Source organism: Pseudomonas sp. Irchel 3H9 (genome assembly GCF_900187495.1).
Classification (GTDB): domain Bacteria; phylum Pseudomonadota; class Gammaproteobacteria; order Pseudomonadales; family Pseudomonadaceae; genus Aquipseudomonas; species Aquipseudomonas sivasensis.
Genome location: NZ_FYDK01000006.1, coordinates 1 through 19682 on the forward strand (window position 1 = coordinate 1; position 19682 = coordinate 19682).

General features: G+C 59.4%; 20 protein-coding genes. 8 read left to right on the top strand and 12 right to left on the bottom strand.

Annotated elements, in window-relative coordinates:
* Both CKW32_RS20735 and CKW32_RS20740 read left to right on the top strand, forming a co-directional pair.
* Positions 1–1772, top strand: a 1772-nt coding sequence (locus CKW32_RS20735; RefSeq protein WP_177434300.1) for an RHS repeat-associated core domain-containing protein, incomplete at its 5' end; no start/stop codon positions are given.
* Between the two features lies 1 nt (position 1773).
* Complete coding sequence (locus CKW32_RS20740) at positions 1774–2187, top strand: hypothetical protein (protein WP_095185841.1); 414 nt, start codon at positions 1774–1776, stop codon at positions 2185–2187.
* Between the two features lie 96 nt (positions 2188–2283).
* Here the strand turns inward: CKW32_RS20740 and CKW32_RS20745 are convergent, their stop codons facing one another.
* The 5 genes from CKW32_RS20745 to CKW32_RS20765 all read right to left on the bottom strand — a co-directional run bounded on the left by CKW32_RS20745 (position 2284) and on the right by CKW32_RS20765 (position 6487).
* On the bottom strand, positions 2284–3513 hold the full coding sequence (locus CKW32_RS20745; RefSeq protein ID WP_095185842.1) for a M20/M25/M40 family metallo-hydrolase: 1230 nt from the start codon (positions 3511–3513) through the stop codon (positions 2284–2286).
* Positions 3514–3557: 44 nt separating this feature from the next.
* The gene (locus CKW32_RS20750) at positions 3558–4616 is read right to left on the bottom strand and encodes a diguanylate cyclase (RefSeq protein ID WP_095185843.1); all 1059 of its coding nucleotides are present in this window, start codon (positions 4614–4616) and stop codon (positions 3558–3560) included.
* Positions 4617–4723: 107 nt separating this feature from the next.
* On the bottom strand, positions 4724–5356 hold the full coding sequence (locus CKW32_RS20755) for a LysE family translocator (protein WP_032891099.1): 633 nt from the start codon (positions 5354–5356) through the stop codon (positions 4724–4726).
* A 70-nt stretch (positions 5357–5426) separates the two neighbouring features.
* Positions 5427–6296 carry a sugar phosphate isomerase/epimerase gene (locus CKW32_RS20760; RefSeq protein ID WP_095185844.1) on the bottom strand — a complete coding sequence of 290 codons (870 nt, stop codon included), beginning with the start codon at positions 6294–6296 and terminating at the stop codon, positions 5427–5429.
* A 26-nt stretch (positions 6297–6322) separates the two neighbouring features.
* The gene (locus CKW32_RS20765) at positions 6323–6487 is read right to left on the bottom strand and encodes a rubredoxin (RefSeq protein WP_016968943.1); all 165 of its coding nucleotides are present in this window, start codon (positions 6485–6487) and stop codon (positions 6323–6325) included.
* A gap of 158 nt (positions 6488–6645) precedes the next feature.
* On the opposite strand from CKW32_RS20765, the gene CKW32_RS20770 reads away from it, so the two are divergent.
* Positions 6646–8070 (top strand): PLP-dependent aminotransferase family protein, encoded by a 1425-nt coding sequence (locus tag CKW32_RS20770; protein WP_095185845.1) that lies wholly within the window; start codon positions 6646–6648, stop codon positions 8068–8070.
* 1 nt (position 8071) lies between these two features.
* On the opposite strand, the gene CKW32_RS20775 is transcribed toward CKW32_RS20770, so the two are convergent.
* The 5 genes from CKW32_RS20775 to CKW32_RS20795 all read right to left on the bottom strand — a co-directional run bounded on the left by CKW32_RS20775 (position 8072) and on the right by CKW32_RS20795 (position 12971).
* Complete coding sequence (locus CKW32_RS20775) at positions 8072–9496, bottom strand: M10 family metallopeptidase C-terminal domain-containing protein (RefSeq protein ID WP_095186026.1); 1425 nt, start codon at positions 9494–9496, stop codon at positions 8072–8074.
* Between the two features lie 223 nt (positions 9497–9719).
* Complete coding sequence (locus tag CKW32_RS20780; protein ID WP_032891095.1) at positions 9720–10385, bottom strand: methionine ABC transporter permease; 666 nt, start codon at positions 10383–10385, stop codon at positions 9720–9722.
* Positions 10382–11128 (bottom strand): methionine ABC transporter ATP-binding protein, encoded by a 747-nt coding sequence (locus tag CKW32_RS20785; RefSeq protein ID WP_095185846.1) that lies wholly within the window; start codon positions 11126–11128, stop codon positions 10382–10384. Before CKW32_RS20785 ends, CKW32_RS20780 begins: the two co-directional genes overlap by 4 nt.
* Positions 11125–11919, bottom strand: a complete 795-nt coding sequence (locus tag CKW32_RS20790; protein WP_095185847.1) for a MetQ/NlpA family ABC transporter substrate-binding protein — start codon at positions 11917–11919, stop codon at positions 11125–11127. The genes CKW32_RS20785 and CKW32_RS20790 overlap by 4 nt, the downstream gene beginning before the upstream one ends.
* A 14-nt stretch (positions 11920–11933) precedes the next feature.
* On the bottom strand, positions 11934–12971 hold the full coding sequence (locus CKW32_RS20795; RefSeq protein WP_095185848.1) for an isopenicillin N synthase family oxygenase: 1038 nt from the start codon (positions 12969–12971) through the stop codon (positions 11934–11936).
* A gap of 337 nt (positions 12972–13308) precedes the next feature.
* Here CKW32_RS20795 and CKW32_RS20800 point away from each other — a divergent pair, with 337 nt between their 5' ends.
* The 5 genes from CKW32_RS20800 to CKW32_RS20820 all read left to right on the top strand — a co-directional run bounded on the left by CKW32_RS20800 (position 13309) and on the right by CKW32_RS20820 (position 18015).
* A complete protein-coding gene (locus CKW32_RS20800; protein ID WP_095185849.1) occupies positions 13309–14559 on the top strand; it encodes a ribonucleotide-diphosphate reductase subunit beta in 1251 nt (416 codons plus the stop codon).
* Positions 14560–14709: 150 nt separating this feature from the next.
* Entirely contained in the window at positions 14710–15198 is a 489-nt protein-coding gene (locus CKW32_RS20805) for a DUF1289 domain-containing protein (RefSeq protein WP_032886826.1), read from the top strand.
* Between the two features lie 50 nt (positions 15199–15248).
* Positions 15249–16175 (top strand): class I SAM-dependent methyltransferase, encoded by a 927-nt coding sequence (locus CKW32_RS20810; protein ID WP_095185850.1) that lies wholly within the window; start codon positions 15249–15251, stop codon positions 16173–16175.
* Between the two features lie 148 nt (positions 16176–16323).
* Positions 16324–17040, top strand: a complete 717-nt coding sequence (gene pcsA / locus CKW32_RS20815) for a phosphatidylcholine synthase (RefSeq protein ID WP_032886829.1) — start codon at positions 16324–16326, stop codon at positions 17038–17040.
* Between the two features lie 195 nt (positions 17041–17235).
* Positions 17236–18015: a TSUP family transporter gene (locus CKW32_RS20820; protein WP_032886830.1), complete on the top strand. Its 780-nt coding sequence runs from the start codon at positions 17236–17238 to the stop codon at positions 18013–18015.
* Here CKW32_RS20820 and nudC read toward each other — a convergent pair.
* Together nudC and CKW32_RS20830 are read right to left on the bottom strand one after the other, a co-directional pair.
* Positions 17983–18816, bottom strand: coding sequence for an NAD(+) diphosphatase (gene nudC, locus CKW32_RS20825; protein WP_032886832.1), 834 nt, complete (start codon positions 18814–18816; stop codon positions 17983–17985). The genes CKW32_RS20820 and nudC overlap by 33 nt on opposite strands.
* 5 nt (positions 18817–18821) lie before the next feature.
* Positions 18822–19634: a crotonase/enoyl-CoA hydratase family protein gene (locus CKW32_RS20830; RefSeq protein WP_095185851.1), complete on the bottom strand. Its 813-nt coding sequence runs from the start codon at positions 19632–19634 to the stop codon at positions 18822–18824.
* Positions 19635–19682 lie beyond the last annotated feature (48 nt).

Below are 19682 nucleotides of genomic sequence, written 5' to 3' on the forward strand. Positions count from 1 at the left end.
GCCGCCTCGTAAGAAAAACGCTACCCGACGGCAGCAAGACCGATTACGCCTACGACCGCCAAGGCAATCTCCTCAGCGTCGACGACGGCCACTGGGCGCTGGCCTACGAGTACGACCAGCAAAACCGGCTCACCGCCGAGCATCAAGGCTGGGGCACCTTGCGTTATGGCTACGACGCCTGCGGCCAACTTCAACACCTGCGCCTGCCGGACAACAACCGCCTCACCTTCAACCACAGCAAAGGCGGCCACCTCGCCACCGTCGAACTCAACGGCAAAACGCTCACCTCGCACCTGTTCAAAGCCGGCCAGGAACACCAACGCCAACAAGGCCAACTGCTCAGCCACTACCACTACGACGACCAACACCGCCTGCACGCCCATGCCGTAACGCAGAAAGAACACCACCTGCTCCAACGCCAATACGACTACGACAGATCCGGCAACCTCACCCGCCTGCTCGACACCCGCAAAGGCGAACACCACTACCACTACGACCCACTAGGCCGCCTCACCCGCGCCGATCACTCCCAAGACCTGCAGGAACGCTTCGGCCACAACCCGGCCGGCAACCTGCTCATGCACGACCGCCCCGGCCCCGACATCGTTGCCGGCAACCGCCTGATGATCCAAGGCGACCGGCATTACGACTACGACGCCTTCGGCAACCTCATCCGCGAACGCCGCGGCCGTGGGCACGCGCTGGTCACCGAATACCGCTACGACTGCCAACACCGGTTGATTGGCATTACCCAGCCCAACGGCCAAACCGCCAGCTACCGCTATGACCCGTTCGGGCGGCGTATCAGCAAAACCGTCGACGGTTTAACCACGGAGTTTTTCTGGCAAGGCGACAAGCTGATTGCCGAGCATCGTGCGGATAGCTACCGCAGCTACATTTACGAACCGGACAGTTTCCGCCCGTTGGCACTGCTGGAAGGCTTGGGTCCTGAGGAAACCAAGCCCTACCACTACCAACTCGACCACCTCGGCACACCGCAGGAACTGACCGATCCAAACGGCGAAATCGTCTGGTCCGCGCACTACCGCGCCTACGGCCAGATCAGCCGTCTCGACAGAGGCAAAATAGACAATCCGCTGCGCTTTCAGGGTCAGTACTTTGATCAGGAAAGCGGGCTGCACTACAACCGTCATCGCTACTACAATCCGGATGTTGGTCGTTACCTGACGCCAGATCCGGTGAAGTTGGCGGGGGGGATCAACGCGTACCAGTACGTGCCTAATCCTACGGGGTGGGTGGATCCGCTGGGATTGAGTACTTGTCCTGGCGGCGAACGTCGTAAGTCCGTAGCTATATCGGATGAACCGTCGGCAAATGCCAATATTAAAAAAAGCGAACCTGAACTACCAAAAGTAAGCGCTGAAGATGACTACTTGTACCGGGGAGATAGCAAGCACCCTGATGAAATTTTTAAATATGGCTTCAAAAGCAAAGGGGAAAGCAACGACCTTTATCTACACGCGCTAGATAGCAATGATCCACCAAGCAATTTCATCAGCACCTCTACTTCCAAACTCACTGCCATAGACTTCGCAACTGGCTACGGCACAAGAAAAGGATTTTTATACACTCTAAAAAGCATACCGGGACATGACATAAATTTAGAACTTGGGAATATGACACCATTTTCAAACGAAAAAGAATTCGCTATCCATCATAAAATAGACCCTGAAGACATTTTAGGCGTAACACCTTTGAAACGTGACGGAAGTTATGTAGGGTATTCAGTGCCTAACCCAAACAGGAAATAAAATGGACGCGCAAGTGATAAAGGTAGTCATCGGCGAGCAGAAAATGGAGGTCACGGTAAGATACGACCTCGACAAACGGGTAATGACGTTTTCTGAAGCCGATAACTTTAATAAGGTTTACCGTGAAAAAGACATTTATGCTTGCTTTGCTAAAGTCAGAACCGATTTCCCTCATATCGTATTTCTCTGCAAGGGCGCAAAGATAAACGTTATGCCATCGAGGATGGCGTCTCAAATGAGTGCCGGGCTTGTCGCCTATGAAATGACACTGGGCAAACAGGCATCTCGTGAAGACATCGTTCATATATTCGACTATGAGGAAAACAATCTTACGAACAACCCAAAAGAGCAAATCGATTTTTTTAAAATGTGGTTGGCGTCCTTAAATTCGCAAGACTATGAAAAATTCAACTGAGCGTCTTTCCATCTGGCCACTCGCATTTCAGGTATCGCAGCTACTCTCTGGTGAGCAGGGGTTCACCGATCAAAATGAACCCCGTACCGGGTCAAATCACCGCTTCGCCAACTCCATAATCATCCGACTCAACAAGTAAACCCGAGGCGCCACGCTCTCCACCTCCGCGTACTCGTCCGCCGTATGGATATTGCCTCCCACAATCCCAAACCCATCCAACGTCGGCGTCCCTACCCCGGCTGACAAACTCGCGTCCGCCGCGCCGCCGCTGCCCTCAATCGTCAGCTTCTTACCCAACTCCCCATAAATCCCCTGGGCAATCGCTACCAGCTTGTCCGACTCCGCCGTCTGCGGCATCGGCGGCAGGCCGCGTTTGAGGGTGGTGGTCACTTCGGTTTCCGGGATCAGTTTGTTCGCGGAAACCCGCACCAGGTCTTTCTCGATCCGATCAAACTCTTCCGGCAATGCCGCGCGGACATCTGCCTTGGCGGTGGCTTGGTCAGGAATCACGTTGGTGCGGTCGCCAGACTTGATTACGGTGAAGTTGATGGTGGTTTTCTTTTCTTCATCACCGAGCTTGCCCAGTTGCAGGATCTGGTGCGCGGCTTCCATGGCGGCGTTGCGGCCCAGTTCGGGGGCGACGCCGGCGTGGGCGGCTTTACCTTTGACTTCGACCACCGCGGTGGCGCTGCCTTTGCGCCACACCACCAGGCCGTCGGCGGGGCGGCCGGGTTCCAGGTTCAGCGTGACGTCGTGGGCCTTGGCGGTGTTGCGAATCAGCTCGGAGGCGATGTCGGAGCCGGTTTCTTCGCTGGCGTCGAGGAGGAAGGTGATGCGCTCGTAGTCTTTAAAGCCCTGATTCTTCAGGACTTTGAGCGCGTAGATGCCGGCGACGATGCCGCCCTTGTCATCCATCACGCCAGGGCCATAGGCGCGACCGTCTTTGATATGAAACGGGCGCTCGGCCGCGGAGCCTTCCTTGAACACGGTGTCCATGTGGGCCATCAGCAGAATCTTCGCTTTGCCGGTGCCTTTGAGGGTCGCGATCACATGGCTACTGTTGGCGGTCGCATCCGGTATGCGTTCGATGTTGAAGCCCAACTGCTTCAACTCATCCACGGCAATGTCGCTGACCTGGGTCAGGCCCGGTCCGTAGCCGGAGCCCGAGTCGATATTCACCAGGCGCTCCAGCAGTTTCAGGGCCTCGGCCTTGTACTGTTCGGCATCCGCCTGGATCTGTTTGTGGGGTTCGGCGCTGTAGGCCGGAAGTGCGAAGGACAAGGCCAGCGTGGCGGCCAGGAGGGTACGGGGGAAGGCGAAGCGCATAGACCGATCCTTGTTTTTTGTTGAGGTGCAGCCACCCTACCCCACTAAACGGAGCGCAACCAACTCCCGTGCACCGCGCTGACACGGTTGCGCCCGCTGCTCTTGGCTTCATACAGGGCCTGGTCGGCATCGTTGAGCCAGCCGGTGGAGTCGACATGTTCCGGTTGATACCGCGACAGGCCGATGCTCAAGCTGGCACGCAGAGTTGGGTCCTGGGCGTACGCCAAGGCATTGAAGCGGTCACGCAAGGCATCCATCACTTCGGTGGCATGGTTGAGCGGCATTCCCGGCAGGATCACGCAGAACTCATCGCCGCCATAGCGCCCGGCCAGATCGGTGGCGCGCAGGTTCTGGCGCAGTATTTTGCTGAGTTGGCGCAGGACGATATCGCCCGTGACGTGGCCGTAAGTATCGTTAATGGTCTTGAAGTGGTCGATGTCGATCAACGCAATCGCGGCGCCCTGCTGCTCGCGACGGCAGCGTTGGAACTCGATTTCCAGATGATCTTTCCAAGCGCCGTGGTTGAGCAGACCGGTCAGGCTATCGGTGCGACTCAGGGCAAGTAATTCACGTTTGTGCTGCGACAGATTCACGGCCTGGCGGTAGCAGATCCAGCCAAGCGCCAGGGGATAGAGCATCAGAATCGGCAAGCATGCATAGACTTGAGCTTGGGTGGTCGTGGCTACAAAGGCCGGCGCGAAGATCAGCAACGAGGTGCCGATGCCAAGCGCTTGCGCCACCCACCCCGCCAACATAAGGCGCGGGCCGCCGAGGGCGACGTTGTTCATGGTCATCATCGACAGCGTGGTTATGCTGGGCAGTGGGTTGAAGTGCATGGCCCCAACCCAGAACCCGCCGCAGAACGAATCGAACAACACGTTGCGGTGTTCACTGCGCAGCATGTTGGCGGTTCGTAGAGACAGTCGGTACGCCAGATGGGGCCAGACGACGGCGTTAATCAGCATCCACGCCCATACCCACGTAGAGGGGTTAAGTGGATACATGCCAAACACCACACACACCAAACCGAGCGTCAGCCCCAACGTGCGGGATTTATACAAGCGGGTAGCGAGCGGAAGTCCCTTTCCTCCGGCGGCTGGCATGGTTGGGTGTCATCCTGGATGAATGCCTGGAGTCTATCAGGGCGCCAGTAATGCGCCACTACCACTCATAAGCTCATTCCACGGCGCAAATGCACGAGCCAAAGCGCTTAGTGAGAAAAGCCCCGGGCCAGCATCAACGCCACACCCAGCAGCAACACCGCCGTGACCCGCTGCAACAACACGCGGCGTTTGGGGTTTTCCAAGACGTGCTTGATGCGCTGGCCGAAGTAGCAATACAGACAGCCACTGGCAAATTGCAGCATCAGGAACGTCGCGCCGAGGATCGCGATATCCGCCGCCGAACTGTGCTCCCCTGCCCCGGCAAACTGCGGGAACACAGCGCTGAACATGATGATGGTCTTGGGGTTGGAAAACCCGGTCAGCAGCCCTTTGCCGAACAGGCTGCGTGAGCCCTCCACGGCGCCGGCCTTGCCGATCGCCACACCGCTGCTGGTCCACTGCTTGTAGGCCAGGTAGAGAATGTAGGCCACACCGACAAACTGGATGGTCTGGGTAATGGCAAGGTTGCCCTTGATCAGCTCCGAGAAGCCCACGGCAAAAATCAGGATCGAAATCAGGTAAGACACGCTGGCGCCGATCTGCGCCGGGATCGAGCTGCGCAAACCGTCCTTCAAGCCCAGGCTCAGCAGCAACAGGGTCATGGGGCCAGGGCTGAAAGTCATGGTGGCGCAGAACAGCAGGAAATAGAGAAACGAAGACAGCGTTAACGCAGTGGTCATGGGCCAGGGCCTTGAGTAGGTAGAAACGAAAGCCGTGGGACGGGCACACCGGCGCCCGCCCCGATATCCATCAGGCGACAGCGATCTCGGTGGTCAGGGATTCGCGGTACATCACCGCCAGCTCACCAAGGGCGGCCTTTGCGGTCTGGTTGCGGGTTTCGAAGGCCACCAGGCCTTTCCAGTTGGTTTCGACAATGGCCTGCACCACGTCGGCGTAATCGCAGTTGCCGTCATGAATACCAAAGTGCTGGTCCTGCACACCATTGTTATTGCTGAAGGAAATGCCCTTGATCAGGTGGTGATACTTACGCACCACCTCGGCCGGCAGACCGTTTTCGATATTGGCGTGGCCCGCATCGAGGAAGAAGTACACGTTGGGGTGGGCCTGCAGACGCTCGAACACAAAGGCGTATTCGGCTTCATGGGTGAAGATGTAGTGGAACGGCCGGTAATTGACGTAGTTCGACAGGTTTTCCAGGTAGATGTCCACGCCCTTGGACTCGGCGTAACGCGCCAGTTCCTGGACCGACTTGAGGTAGTGCTCCAGGGCGACTTTCTTGGCCATCAGCACCATTTTCGGTTCGACGATGCAGCCACCGTGGATGATCAGCGGCGCGCCCAGGCGGCTGGCAATATCAACTTCTTTCTTCACGTATTCGACGGCCGCCACGCGAAAGGCGTCCACATCACTGCCCAGCGGCGCCTTGAAGTTGCCGTGGTACACCGGTTTCACACCAGTGGCCGCGATCTGCTCCTGCAGGCTGGCGATGCGCTCATCGGTCCAGTCATCGACCATTTCGCCGAACAGGCTGCCATCGATATACCAGTGGGTGCACCCGCCTTCGATGGCAGTGTCCAGGCCCTTCTCGGCGGCCAGGTATTTCTGGTGGGCCACACCGGTACAGAACGGCACGGCGGCGTTAATCAGTTTGCTTTCCATGAAGCGATTCCTTTCGTGATGGAGCGTTACAGTTCAATGGCCATGAAATCGGCCTTGGTCACGCCGCAATCCGGGCATGTCCAGTCTTCCGGCACCTCTTCCCAAGGGGTACCGGCCGGGATTCCGTCTTCAGGAATGCCCAATTCTTCTACGTACATAAATCCGCAGGGCGCACACATATAAGTCTTCATGAGAATGCGAAATCCATGGTTCGCTGGTAGGAAAGTTCGCCAATTCCGGGCGAGATGGCGCGCAGTCTAGGGGAGCGGCATTGCACAAGGCAGGTGAAGTGATGCCTAATCCGGCCTAACTTCACCGGTAAAATCACCAGCAAACACAAGGAAGGTTTATGTTTGTATCCGCCATCGCCTTTGTGGACGGCACGCCGAAGGTGCAGCAGATCGTCGAGGCGTTCAGCCAAGCCATCGAAAACGGCGAATGGGCGCCCGGCAGCAAATTACCGTCGGTGCGCGAACTGACCCAGACCCTGGGCGTCAGCAAGTTCACCCTCAATGAAGCTCTGGACCGCCTGCGCGGGCGCCACCTGCTCACCTCCAGCCAGGGCCGTGGCTACTTCGTGGCGATGGACAGCGCGCGCCCGGCCTCGGTGGCGTGGGTCGACCTGCTGCCCCAGGACCTGCTTAGCGTGTTGCGTCGCCCGTTGGTCACCGCAAGCGGCGAACTGCGCCCTGGCGGCGGCCACCTGCCGGAAGAATGGCTGGACGCCGACGCTATCCGCCAGGCCATGCGCAGCGTGGTGCGCGCGCCGTCGCTGCGCATCGCCGGGCTGGGCACACCGGCCGGACTACTGCCGTTGCGCCAGGCCCTGCAACAGAAGCTGCACGGCGAAGGTTTGTCGGTGCCGGTGGAGCAGATCATCACCACCCCCAACACCGTGCAGGGCCTGGACATGCTGATGCGCCTGCTCGCCCGTCCCGGCGACACGGTGCTGCTCGACGCGCCGTGCTACTTCAACTTTCACGCCAACCTGGCGTTGCATGGGGTCAAGGTGGTGACGATCCAGCGCCGTCCCGATGGTTTCGATTTCGTCGCCCTCGAACAGCTATTGGCCGAACACCGTCCCAGCCTGTACCTGACCACCAGCGTGCTGCATAACCCGACAGGTCACTCCTTCAGTCCCAGCCAGGCGTTTCGGCTGTTGCAACTGACCCAGCAGTATCACTGCCATATCGTCGAGGATGACCTCTACGGCGACCTGCACCCCAACCCGCCACCGCGCCTGGCTGCCGTCGCCGGCCTGGAGCAAGTCACCTATCTGTCGGGTTTCTCGAAGATTCTGAGCGCCAACACCCGCGTCAGTTTTGTGGTGGCCGCACCGCAACTGGCGGCCAATTTGACCAATATGAAGTTAATGAGCGGCGGCGTGACTTCGGAGCTGTTCGAGCAGATCGTCTACCGCATGCTCAGCGAAGGCAGCTACGCCAAGCACCGCAAGCGCATGGTCCAGCGCTTGATGGAAGCCGGTGGCCGCGTCGAGCAATGGCTCAAGCGTTGCGGGTGTGAATTGCCGATGGCGTATGAAGGCGGGATGTTTATCTGGGCGCGGCTGCCGCCAGGGGTCAACGGCGAGCTGTTGGCTCAGGAGGCCTTGAAACGCAGCATGGTGCTGGCGCCGGGCGCGCTGTTTGGCTACGACCCGGCCCATCGCGATTCGATGCGTTTCAACGTGGCCCACAGCGATGAGCCACGGGTGCAACGGGTGTTTGAAGCGCTGTTGCGCCAGAGTATCGGGCAGGATCACGCCCCTGCCTGAATCAACCTACGATATCGCCGCGTTGCAGTTTGCCCTCCACGACAAGGACAAAGTTCGCCTCACCAGGCTTGCCGGTAATCTGTAACGCGCTCATTTCCAGAACCGGGTCATACACAAGCTTTGCCTCACCGACGGCGCCGGAAAATTCGCTGACAAAGCTCAGCGCTGACTTGCCCAGTGCTGCCGTAAGGCCAGACACATCGACCCGGTCTTCGCCACTGACAAAGTCCATGATCCGGTCGAGGGCGACCTCAGTCGATTCACGGGTATGCCCATAGACGAATACGTCCTTGCCCTTTTCTCCCCACAGTATGTCGGCCCCTTCTGCTCCGTATAAACGGTCGTCGCCCTCGCCGCCTTTCAGCGTGTTGGCAACTTCATTGCCCACCAGCAAGTCATTGCCGGCACCGCTGATGACGTTCTCAAGGGTTGTCCCGTACGCGATAGCGATATTGCCCTTGAGGCCGCCCACATCGGAGAAGGTCCCTTCTTTCAAGCTGATTTGCTGATCTTGCCTGTAGCCGGAGAAGTCCAGCGTATCAACACCACCGCCATCCCAAATGGCAGCCACCATCTTGTCTTCAGGGGCATGAACACTCAGGAAGTCTCGATCCGAATTGGCGTTGAAACCATAGGTAGTGTCATTTTTGCGGGTGTCACGGTTGGCACCGTATTTCTTCTGGTAAGCGCTGATATCGTCCAGTTGCGGCGCCGACGACATGAAGCCGCGGTGGTGCATGTACGTACTGCGCTCGCCTCTGTAGCTCATGACGGTATGACTACGAGAGTCCTCTGAGGAATCGACCTGCCCTGGTTTCAACCCCGCGGCACCGTACGCCCCTGGATGGCTAAGGCCCATAGCGTGTCCCAGCTCATGAACAACGGTGCGCCGACCGGAATTGCCAAGGGCCGCGTTGGCCACCGCAGACTGGGTTTTTGTGTTCACAAACCAGACATCACCACTGTTTTTATTGCCGGGATAAGGCAAAAAAGCATGGTTGGTGTAGGAATAGGGACGGCCATTGCGATCGATCATATGGCCGTAATTGCCGATCGTGATATGCCCCTCGCTGCTGGGACTTCTCGCCCCTTGGGTAAACCTGACGTTGGCGACATCCTCGATAGATTGCAGGCTGAGCCGGGTCTGTTGCCGCTGGTGCTCGCCAATCGGAGTAAACCCGACTCTGCCGAACCGTCGTGTATCCGCGCCGGCAGGCGGGACACGAAATTCGTAGGTCACATCGGTACGACCGTCACCATTCTTGTCCGGCCAACCAGGGCTCTGTCGCCAGAGCTGTTGGGTGGCGTCCTCCGACGACTTGGACGGCAATCCGTTGTGCTCGATGCCCTCACCGCGTTTATCGCGCTGCAGGAAGTGTTGGAGGTTCTGGAAGGTAGTGCTGGTGTGGGGGGAAATAGTCGTCATGCTCATACTCTGATCAGGCGAGGAAGGTCCCCGGATCATCAGCATTGCGCCTGAGCTGCGATGTCAGGCTTGTGCGCAACCACCAAGCGTTCGCGCTGATAACAGCCTGGCAATCGACGCTCCAGACGGTAGGAAATAATCACCGCCTCGCGCGTCCCTTGAGCATGCAGTGATTGACCCGCACGACGCTGGCGTGCGGCACACCCTACCCGGCGCAGCACCTCTATCGGCGATGGGCCAATGACCGCACGCAACGATCCCCCAGGCTCTGCACGCCCTGCACCAACACCACCAGCACAATCACGGTGACTACCATGATCTGGTTGTTGAAGCGCTGGTAACCGTAGCGGATAGCGAGGTCGCCCAAGCCGCCACCGCCGATCACCCCGGCCATGGACGAAAAACCGATCAGCATCACCAGGGTCAAGGTCACTCCGGCCACCAGTGCCGGCAAGGCTTCGGGCAACAGGACCTTGAGGATCACATGGCGAATATCACCGCCCATGGCCACGATGGCTTCGATACGACCCTTGTCCACTTCATCCAGGGCGGTTTCGACAATGCGCGCAAAGAACGGAAACGCGCCAATGGTGATCGGCACCACGGCGGCGGTGCTGCCCAGGGTGGTGCCGACGATCAGGCGCGTCAGTGGGATCAGCGCGATCAACATCACCACGAAGGGCAATGAGCGCCCCAGGTTGATCACACCGCCCAATACCCGGTTGAGGCGCGGCAACGGTAACAAGCCATCGCGTCGGCTGATAAACAGCAACACGCCCAGGGGCAGGCCGATCAACAGGGTGAATAGCCCGGCCAGCAGCACCATATAGAGGGTTTCACCGGTGGCGTTGAGCAGCAACTGCAGGATGTCGTTCCAATCGGTTTTCATACGGCCCTCATCACTTGCGGGCTCGGCGTCAGCGAGCGGCCCAGGCGCGAGGATGGGTCGGCCTGCAACTGCAGCAGCGTGCCACTTTCCACCACGCGGCCATCCGCCAGGGACACCGCGCTGTCACAGATCGCCTTGACCACGTCCAGTTCGTGGGTGATCAGCACGATGGTCACGCCGAGCTGTCGGTTGATGTCGCGCAACAGCTCAAGAATCGAGGTGGTGGTTTCCGGGTCGAGGGCGCTGGTGGCCTCATCCGACAGCAGATACGCCGGCCGCGCCGCCAATGCACGGGCAATGCCCACGCGCTGCTTCTGTCCGCCAGACAACTGTGACGGAAACGCCTGGGCCTTGTCGCTCAACCCCACCAACGCCAGCAGCTCTGCAACTCGCGCCGAGCGTTCGGCCTTGGGCACATTGGCGATTTCCAGCGGCACCGCGACGTTATCCGCCACGTTGCGCGAATGCAGCAGGTTGAAGCCCTGGAAGATCATGCCGATGCGTTGGCGTTGCTGGCGCAGTTGCTTGTCGCTCAGCAGGGTCAGGTCCTGGCCATCCAGCAGGATGCGCCCGGATGTGGGCCGTTCGAGCAGATTCAGGCAGCGCAGCAAGGTGCTTTTACCTGCGCCACTGCGCCCCACAATGCCAAAAATCGCGCCGTCGGCGATCTGCAACGACACGTTATCCAGCGCCGCTGGCTGGCCGTCGGCGTAGGTTTTGCTGACGCCCTCGACAACGATCATTCGACGGCCACCGGAATCACCGAACCGGCGTATTTATCAGTAATGAACTTGGCCACCGCTGGCGAACGCAGATCGTTGGCCAGTTGTTGGATGCGCGGGTCTTGCAGCAGCTTCGGTGTGGTCACCAGGATATTGGCGTAGGGGTTGCCCTTGGCCTGCTCCAGGCCCAGTGCATCCTTGGCCGGTTCCAAGCCAGCTTCGAGGGCGAAGTTGCCATTGATCACAGCCAGGTCTACGTCGTCCAGAGCGCGAGGAATCTGCGGCGATTCGATTTCCAGAATCTTCAAATGCTTGGGGTTTTCAGCAATGTCCTTAGGTGTGGCCTGGTCCTTGGAAGCGTCGTTGAAACCGGGCTTGAGCTTGATCAAGCCATTGGCTTGCAGCAGGTACAGGGCACGGCTGAGGTTGGTGACATTGTTCGGCACAGCGACGGTGCCTTTGTCCGGCACCTGAGCGAAGTTGGTATGGCGGCGGGAATAGATGCCCAGTGGCTCGATATGCACGGTGGCGGCCACCGCGAACTTCTGGCCCAGAGCCTGCTCCTGGGAATTGAGGTACGGCAAGTGCTGGAAGTAATTGGCGTCCACATCGCCATGGGCCAGCAATTCGTTGGAATTCACGCCGCTGGGGATTTCGATGATCTTCAGGTTCAGGCTCGGGTCGAGCTTCTGCACGTATTCAAGGATCTGTGCATGGGGAATCGGGTCAGCGGCCACGCGCAATGCATCAGCGGCCGACACACTGAATGAGGCCAGCAACGCCGCCAGGGTAAGGGTGGTAGTTTTCAACATGGATGATCTCCTGATCAGGCGGACAGTGCGTGGGGTAACGTGGCGTCGGCGTAGAAGCGTTGGGCGACATCGGGGTGGGAGCGCAGGCGGCCCTTGAGGTAATTCCAGCCCACGTCACGCAGTAATGGGTTGCGCGGATCGCTCTCCGGGCCATGGGCGTCGCGCAACAGTTCGGGCGTCAGTTGGTACACCGGCACCACCGCGTCCAGTTGCGCACCAAGGAAAAACGCCAGGGACAAGCGCTCGCTGCCCACCGGCGGCGACACCACCCGGTGCACGGTGGCGCGCAGGTAACCGTTACTGGCCAGTTCAAGCAGCTCACCGATGTTGACCACGAGGGTGTCGGGGCGCGGCGCGGCATCGATCCAACGGCCCTCTTCGACTTCCACCTGCAAACCGGCCTGCTGGTCTTGCAGCAGAAAGCTGAGGAAACCCGAGTCCTTGTGTGCGCCCACGCCTTGGCGACTTTGCTGGGCGTGGCGGCCGGGGTAGCGGATCAGCTTGATGTGTTCGTTGGGTTTGTCGCCATACAACGCGTCGAAAGCGTTTTCCGGCAGGGACAAGGCCTGGGCGAAGGCGCGCAGCAGGCGCAGGGCCATTTGTGTCATCGCCTGTTGCCAGCCCAGTACCAGCGGTTTGAGTTGGGGTAACGCGGTCGGCCATTGGTTGGGGCCTTGCAGGCGTGCCCAGGCGGCCGGGTATTGATCCACCGCCAACGGCTCGCGTTCTGCGCCGACGTCGAACTGTTCACGCAGGTCCGGCTGGCCACGGGTGATCTCGGACGCCGCGCGGTTGTAACCGCGAAAATGCGGCGAATTGAGCATGCCCACCGCCAGCTTGTCGGCCTCGGGCAAGGCAAAAAATGCGCGCGCCTGTTGCTGCACCTCGGCCAGCAGCGACGGGTCGATGCCGTGGCCGGTGAGGTAGAAAAATCCGATATGCCGCGCTGCCAGGCGCAGCTCATCGAGAAACTGCTGGCGCTGCTGCGGGCTGCCGTCGAGTTGCGACAGGTCCAACAGCGGCAAAGTGGTGATTGACTGCACGTGGGCCATCGGCGGCTCGCTCCTTGAACAGAATCCGTTAGAAGCATCCAAGCTAAACGATCTTAAAAACCTCCAATAAATATCTTTTTGGAATTAGCTTAGGCGCGCCGTAGAGCCTTCCCGCGCCCCATGGCCCCTGCGACAGTCAAGCCATTGTTGTTCGTTGACCAACCTTGTTACACACCATATAGTGTGCCCACAAACAGAACAGACCACTACATAGTGTGCAGTATCGGTATTTACCGACCACACTATGCGCACTATTTCAATGCCTAGTAGCCTGCAAATCGCATATTTTTTGGACGGCTTTACAGGCCGTCAAAACAGAACAGAAGGGAGTATTTCAATGCTGAGTTGGGATGAAGTCGACAACGAAGACACCGGTGCAGCGGTGATCAAGGGCGCCAACGCCGGCCACGCCAGTGAAGCCAACATGGACCGCCTCGACGGTGCCGGCGCCGCTGCCGCGCTGGAAGCACGCCATGTGACTGCCAGCGACTCCGCCGCCATCGTGCGCGCCAAGGCTGCCCTGGACAAACTCGACGTCGCCGAAGGCCTCGCCGAACTCGAAGGCGCCTCCGCCCGCGTCGCCGTTGACGAGAAACGCATGATCAACTGCCGCGCCGACCTCAACCAACTCGTGCCCTTCAAGTACGACTGGGCCTGGCAGAAGTACCTCGACGGCTGCGCCAACCACTGGATGCCGCAAGAGGTCAACATGACCGCCGACATCGCCCTGTGGAAAAACCCCGAAGGCCTGACCGACGACGAGCGCCGTATCGTCATGCGCAACCTGGGCTTCTTCTCCACCGCCGACTCCCTGGTTGCCAACAACCTGGTGCTGGCCGTGTACCGCCTGATCACCAACCCGGAGTGCCGCCAGTACATCCTGCGCCAGGCCTTCGAAGAAGCGATCCACACCCACGCCTACCAGTACTGCATCGAATCGTTGGCCATGGATGAAGGCGAGATCTTCAACATGTACCACGAGATCCCATCGGTCGCCAAAAAGGCAGCCTGGGGCCTGAAGTACACCCGTTCGATCTCCGATCCGAAGTTCGAAACCGGCACCGTTGAGACCGACAAAGAACTGCTGCGCAACCTCGTTGCTTACTACTGCGTGCTGGAAGGCATCTTCTTCTACTGCGGCTTCACCCAGATCCTGTCCATGGGCCGCCGCAACAAAATGACCGGCGTGGCGGAACAGTTCCAGTACATCCTGCGCGATGAGTCGATGCACCTGAACTTCGGTATCGATGTGATCAACCAGATCAAAATCGAAAACCCACACCTGTGGGATGCCGAGATGAAAGAAGAAGCGACCCAGATGATCCTGCAAGGGACTCAGCTGGAGATTGAATATGCTCGCGACACCATGCCGCGCGGCGTATTGGGCATGAACGCGGCGATGATGGAGGATTACCTCAAGTTCATCGCGAACCGTCGTCTGTCGCAGATCGGTCTTAAAGAAGAGTATCCAGGGACCACTAACCCGTTCCCATGGATGAGCGAAATCATGGACTTGAAGAAAGAGAAAAACTTCTTCGAAACCCGTGTGATCGAGTATCAGACTGGCGGCGCGCTGAGCTGGGACTAACTATCCGCACAGATCCAACGTGTGAGAGGGGGCTTGCTCCCGATAGCAGTGGTTCAGTTAAAACATCTTTGACTGATACACCGCATTCGGGAGCAAGCCCCCTCCTACATTCGGAACGCGGTGTTCCATCAACTTTGCAAATTGCCTTTTATGCCCAACCAAACCATTAAAACCCCGTGCGTCGGCCTGTGCTCTACCGTTTACGGTGACCTGGTCTGCCGAGGCTGCAAGCGTTATCACCATGAAGTGATCCAGTGGAATGGCTACAACGCCGAGGAAAAGCAGGCGGTATGGCTGCGCCTTGAGCAGTTGCTGGTGCAAGTGATGACCAGCAAGCTGGAAGTGTTCGATCCGCAGCGCCTGCGCCAGCAACTCGAAGACCGCAAGATTCGGTTCATGCCGCATCAGTCGCCGTATTGCTGGGCTTACCAGCTAATTGCCCGGGGTGCGCGGGTGATTTCCAAACTCGACGCTTACGGGTTGGCGTTGTTGCCGGAGTTTCGTGAGCGACACCTGGCGGATTTGCGCGATGCGATCGACCGCGAGTTTTTTCTGCTGTCAGAAGCGCATTACGAGCGGTATATCGCCCCAGGTTTTATCCGCGAGGCATTTGGTCCACCGTTGATCGCTGCCTTTTAAACCCTCAATTGTGGTTAAAATGCCGCCCGCTCAACGACCGACGCTCAACGATGACCCCAGAAGCACTTGCCACTCTGCACGCCCACCTGCTTAACGCCCTGGCCAGCGCACCGGCTGAAACCCGACGCCTATTCCATGGCCGTGGCCGCTGCTGGCCTGGGCTGGAACAGTTGACGGTGGACTGGCTGCAAGGGGTTATTCTGGTCGCGCTGTTCAAGGAGCCCGAGCCGGCGCACCTGCAGGCGTTGCAACAGCTGCTGATCGACTTCGACTGGGCTCGATTCGGCGCCCACACCGTCGCGCTGCAACACCGCTACCTGCCGCAAAGCACCACCGAATGGCTGGTGGGCGAGGCCATCGACGAATTGACCATCACCGAAGGCGGCCTGCGCTACCTGATTGACTTGGGCAAAAAGCAGAACAGTGGGCTATTCCTCGACATGCGCTACGGTCGCAACTGGGTGCGCGAACAAGCCAAGGGCCAGCGCGTGCTCAATCTGTTTGCCTATACCTGCGGTTTCTCAGTGGCAGCCATCGAAGGCGGCGCCGACCACGTGGTTAACCTCGACATGGCCCGTGGCGCCCTGAGCCGCGGCCGTGACAACCATCGCCTGAACGGTCATGACTTGAGCAACGTCACCTTTCTGGGCCACGACTTGTTCAAGTCTTGGGCCAAGGTCACCAACAGCGGTCCCTACGACCTGGTGATCATCGACCCGCCGTCCTTTCAGAAAGGCAGCTTCCTGCTGACCAAGGACTACCAGCGAGTACTACGCCGCCTGCCGGATTTGCTCACGGCGCAGGGCACGGTGCTCGCCTGCATGAACGACCCGGCCTTTGGCGAAGACTTCCTGATCGACGGCGTGACCCGCGAGGCTCCAGGCCTGCGATATGTAGAACGCCTGGAAAACCCGCCGGAATTTCCGGATATTGACGCGCAAAGTGGCCTCAAGGCGCTGGTGTTCCGTCAAGGCTGATGCCGAAACGTCCTACGCTTGCTACGCTAAGTGATACGCCGGGCGGTGAACCTTATGACCCCCTTCCCGGTCGATACCTGCATTCCCCGGCCAGACTCGACGGCGTCACGTTGTCGGCTGCCCCGTTTCACCCTTTGGAGAACCGCCCGTGATATCGACCCTGCATGTAGCCAGAATCAAAGCCTGGGGCGCCCACGGCTTCACTGCCACCGGCGTGGTGCTGGCGTTTTTGGCCACTCTGGCGCTGCTGGAGAACTCACCCAAGGCCTGCCTGCTGTGGCTGGGCCTGGCGCTGGTGGTGGACGGCGTCGACGGTTCCCTGGCGCGACGGTTGAATGTCAGCACGGTACTGCCCAGCTTTGACGGCTCGGTACTGGACCTGGTGATCGACTACCTCACCTATGTGTTCATTCCGGCACTGTTCATCTACCGCTACATCGACCTGCCGGAATTCACCCATCTGTTCACGGTGTCGGTGATCCTGGTCTCGTCGCTGTTCTGCTTCTGCAACGTCAACATGAAGAGCAAGGACAACTACTTCGTCGGTTTCCCCGCCGCCTGGAACGTGGTTGCCCTGTGCGTATACATCATCCAGCCGGAGGCCTGGGTCACGCTGCTGACCGTGATCGGCCTGGCCCTGCTGACTGTGACGCCGATGAAGTTCCTGCACCCGTTCCGGGTCAAGCGCTTCATGCCTATCAATATCGCCGTGACCACGATCTGGTTGCTGTGCAGCTTTTTGATGGTGGTGGATTACCCCAATACCAACCCGTGGACGTTCGGGTTGTGGTCGGTGATGTCGGCGTATTTCCTGGGGATTTGCATCTGGCGCACGGCGCTGGAGTGGTTGGGCACCCACAAATAGCCAACCGGACACGGTAAAACATGTGGGAGGGGGCTTGCCCCCGATGACGGTGCATCAGTGACAGATAAGCTGACTGGCACACCGCAATCGGGGACAAGCCCCCTCCCACATTTGGTTCTGCGTCCCTCTGGGAGGTAAGATGGCGGCCCTTCGCACAGCGCTTTGCTGCGCACTGCCAACCATAAGCCCTGCCCAATGCCTTTCGAACTTAGCGTAGACCTCACCACCCTCGCCATTCTCGCCGTCGTGGCCTTTGTCGCCGGTTTCATCGACGCCATCGCCGGTGGCGGCGGCCTGCTGACCACGCCCGCCCTGCTCACCGCAGGTATGCCACCGCACTTGGTATTGGGCACCAACAAGCTCAGTTCTACCTTCGGTTCGGCCACCGCCAGCTTTACCTTCTACCGCCGCAAGCTGTTCCACCCACGCCAATGGGTTCATGCCATCGTCGGCACGTTGATCGGTGCATTGACCGGCGCGGTCGTCGCCCACTACCTGCCCGCCGAAACCCTGAACAAAATGCTCCCGGTGATCGTCTTCGGTTGCGGCCTGTACCTACTGTTTGGCGGCACGCCCAAGGCAGCGCTGGATAACGACGCGCCGATCAAGAAGAAATGGCAGTCCACCCAAGGCTTCGGCCTGGGTTTCTACGATGGCGTGGCCGGCCCCGGTACCGGCGCGTTCTGGACGGTCAGCACCATGTTGCTGCACCCCATTGACCTGGTGAAGGCCAGCGGCGTTGCGCGCAGCATGAACTTCGTCAGCAACGCGGCAGCGCTGTCGGTGTTTATCTTCAACGGGTCAGTGGACTGGATAGTCGGGCTGGCGATGGGCGTGTCGGTGATGTGTGGCGCATTCTTTGGCGCACGCAGCGCAATCAGCGGCGGCGCCAAATTCATTCGCCCGGTGTTTATCACCGTAGTCCTCGGCCTGACGGTGCGCCTAGCCTGGCAGCACTGGTTCAGCGTGGCCTAAGCGACGGGCCAGGTAGAGGTCGATCAGGTAGCGCGCAATCGAACGTGAAGCAGGCAAAGGCGGCAGATCGTGGATGTTGAACCACTGCGCGTCCTCGATCTCGTCAGCCTGGGGCACGATATCGCCACCGGCGTACTCGGCGTGAAAGCCCAGCATCATCGAATGGGGGAACGGCCAGCACTGGCTGCCCATGTACTGAATGTTCTTGACCTCCACCTGCACTTCCTCGCGCACCTCGCGAATCAGGCAGTCCTCGGCCGACTCGCCCGGCTCGGCAAACCCCGCCAGCGTGCTGTACACGCCAGTGACAAAACGCGGTGAACGCGCCAACAGAATCTCGTCGCCGCGGGTCACCAGCACGATCATGCTCGGCGAGATCCGCGGGTAACTGCGCAGGTCGCAGGCCTGGCAGAACATCGCTCGCTCCCGCGGCACCTGGACCATGGCCTGGCCGCAACTGCCGCAAAAACGATGCTCCCGCGCCCAGGTGCCGATCTGGGCGGCGTATCCGAGCACTTTGTACAGGGTGTGATCGCCTTGCAGCATAAAGCCGCGCAGGCCTTGCCAGCCGCAGCCCGGCACGTCAGCGGCAGAGTTCAGTTCCAGCAAGTACACCGGCTCCCCGTCGAGGTGTCCGATGCCGTGCTCGGCGAACACCGACAAGTCCTGGCGCTTGAGCCATTCCCGAGGGAACAGCGGGCCATTGGTGTCATGTAAAAAGCCGTCGCGGCTGCGGGCGACGGCCCAGCCGCCGGGAGTGTCGTTGTCCAGCAACGTTGTGGTAATCCAGCCTTGGGTCATGTCAGTCAATCCACGAATTCGGGTTTCTGCTTACTCATATGGGCCGCGATGGCCACGCGCAGGTCGTTGGATTGCAACATAGCCGAGTTCCAGGTGGCAACGTATTCGAGACCATCATTGACCGTATGGTCACGCATATAACTGATCATGGCCTTGGTGCCGGTCACAGCAATCGGCGACTTGGCGGCGATCTGATGGGCGATTTCCATTACGCCGGCCAGCAGTTGCTCGTGATCGGGATAAACGCGGTTGACCAGGCCAATGCTGCGCGCTTCCTCGGCACCGAATTGGCGACCGGTATAGGCTAGCTCACGCAGCATGCCGTCACCGATGATGCGTGGCAGGCGTTGCAGGGTGCCGACGTCGGCAGCCATGCCGATGTCGATTTCCTTGATGGAAAACTGTGCGTCTTCAGCCGCGTAGCGCATGTCGCAGGCGCTGATCAGGTCGATGGCGCCGCCGATGCAATAGCCGTGGATCGCCGCCAATACCGGCTTGCGGCAGTTGTCGACCGCGTTGAACGAGGCTTGCAGCTCCAGGATTTTGCGGCGCAGCAGCCGCGCGTTGCGGCCCACGTCCTTGCCAAAGGCGTTGGCCACGGAGGCCAACATCATCAGGTCGATACCGGACGAGAAATGCTTACCGGCGCCGCTGAGCACCACGGCACGCACGGCGTCGGTGTCTTCGACCCATTGGAAAATGTCGATGATCTCGGTCCAGAACACCGCGTTCATCGCGTTGATCTTTTCCGGGCGGTTGATCTGCACATGGGCAACGTTGCCAGTGACTTCGACAACGAACGCTTGGTATTCGGACATGGCAGTGATCCCTGACTGGCGAGTGATAAGGCCCGAACTATAACAAGG

Coding starts and splice junctions, on each gene's coding strand:
- CKW32_RS20745 (WP_095185842.1), bottom strand. CDS start 3,513: ATGCGCTTCGCCTTCCCCCGTACCCTCCTGGCCGCCACGCTGGCCTTG.
- CKW32_RS20800 (WP_095185849.1), top strand. CDS start 13,309: ATGCTGAGTTGGGATGAAGTCGACAACGAAGACACCGGTGCAGCGGTG.
- CKW32_RS20740 (WP_095185841.1), top strand. CDS start 1,774: ATGGACGCGCAAGTGATAAAGGTAGTCATCGGCGAGCAGAAAATGGAG.
- CKW32_RS20810 (WP_095185850.1), top strand. CDS start 15,249: ATGACCCCAGAAGCACTTGCCACTCTGCACGCCCACCTGCTTAACGCC.
- CKW32_RS20795 (WP_095185848.1), bottom strand. CDS start 12,971: ATGGCCCACGTGCAGTCAATCACCACTTTGCCGCTGTTGGACCTGTCG.
- CKW32_RS20775 (WP_095186026.1), bottom strand. CDS start 9,496: ATGACGACTATTTCCCCCCACACCAGCACTACCTTCCAGAACCTCCAA.
- CKW32_RS20830 (WP_095185851.1), bottom strand. CDS start 19,634: ATGTCCGAATACCAAGCGTTCGTTGTCGAAGTCACTGGCAACGTTGCC.
- CKW32_RS20770 (WP_095185845.1), top strand. CDS start 6,646: ATGTTTGTATCCGCCATCGCCTTTGTGGACGGCACGCCGAAGGTGCAG.
- CKW32_RS20750 (WP_095185843.1), bottom strand. CDS start 4,616: ATGCCAGCCGCCGGAGGAAAGGGACTTCCGCTCGCTACCCGCTTGTAT.
- CKW32_RS20820 (WP_032886830.1), top strand. CDS start 17,236: ATGCCTTTCGAACTTAGCGTAGACCTCACCACCCTCGCCATTCTCGCC.
- CKW32_RS20790 (WP_095185847.1), bottom strand. CDS start 11,919: ATGTTGAAAACTACCACCCTTACCCTGGCGGCGTTGCTGGCCTCATTC.
- nudC (WP_032886832.1), bottom strand. CDS start 18,816: ATGACCCAAGGCTGGATTACCACAACGTTGCTGGACAACGACACTCCC.
- CKW32_RS20765 (WP_016968943.1), bottom strand. CDS start 6,487: ATGAAGACTTATATGTGTGCGCCCTGCGGATTTATGTACGTAGAAGAA.
- CKW32_RS20755 (WP_032891099.1), bottom strand. CDS start 5,356: ATGACCACTGCGTTAACGCTGTCTTCGTTTCTCTATTTCCTGCTGTTC.
- CKW32_RS20805 (WP_032886826.1), top strand. CDS start 14,710: ATGCCCAACCAAACCATTAAAACCCCGTGCGTCGGCCTGTGCTCTACC.
- CKW32_RS20760 (WP_095185844.1), bottom strand. CDS start 6,296: ATGGAAAGCAAACTGATTAACGCCGCCGTGCCGTTCTGTACCGGTGTG.
- CKW32_RS20785 (WP_095185846.1), bottom strand. CDS start 11,128: ATGATCGTTGTCGAGGGCGTCAGCAAAACCTACGCCGACGGCCAGCCA.
- CKW32_RS20780 (WP_032891095.1), bottom strand. CDS start 10,385: ATGAAAACCGATTGGAACGACATCCTGCAGTTGCTGCTCAACGCCACC.